Source organism: Burkholderia sp. GbtcB21 (genome assembly GCF_019091065.1).
Taxonomy (GTDB): Bacteria; Pseudomonadota; Gammaproteobacteria; order Burkholderiales; family Burkholderiaceae; genus Burkholderia; species Burkholderia pyrrocinia_C.
Genome location: NZ_JAGXKA010000436.1, coordinates 1 through 240, shown reverse-complemented (window position 1 = coordinate 240; position 240 = coordinate 1). Strand labels below are relative to the sequence as shown.

General features: G+C 70.0%; 1 pseudogene. It reads right to left on the bottom strand.

The window, feature by feature from the left end:
• Positions 1 to 240: pseudogene (locus KVT39_RS37300) on the bottom strand (hypothetical protein); the annotation flags it as partial.

Here is a 240-nt window from a genome sequence, read left to right as displayed (position 1 = left end):
ACCCCCGGTCGCGGCACCAGATCGCGCACTGGAACGACAGCACGCGCGCCCTGAACTCTGCCGGCACCGGCCCCGTGGTCTTGCTGCCGTAGTCGAACATCACGTGCGTGGTCAAGGCCCGCGCAACCACCGCATGATCGTCGGCCGTATCCCCGGCGTCCGCCTGCCCGTCGCGCACCATCAGGGATTCCAGTACGCAGCTCTTCCAGCCGATGCGCGTGGCGCTGCTGCGGCCCGCGA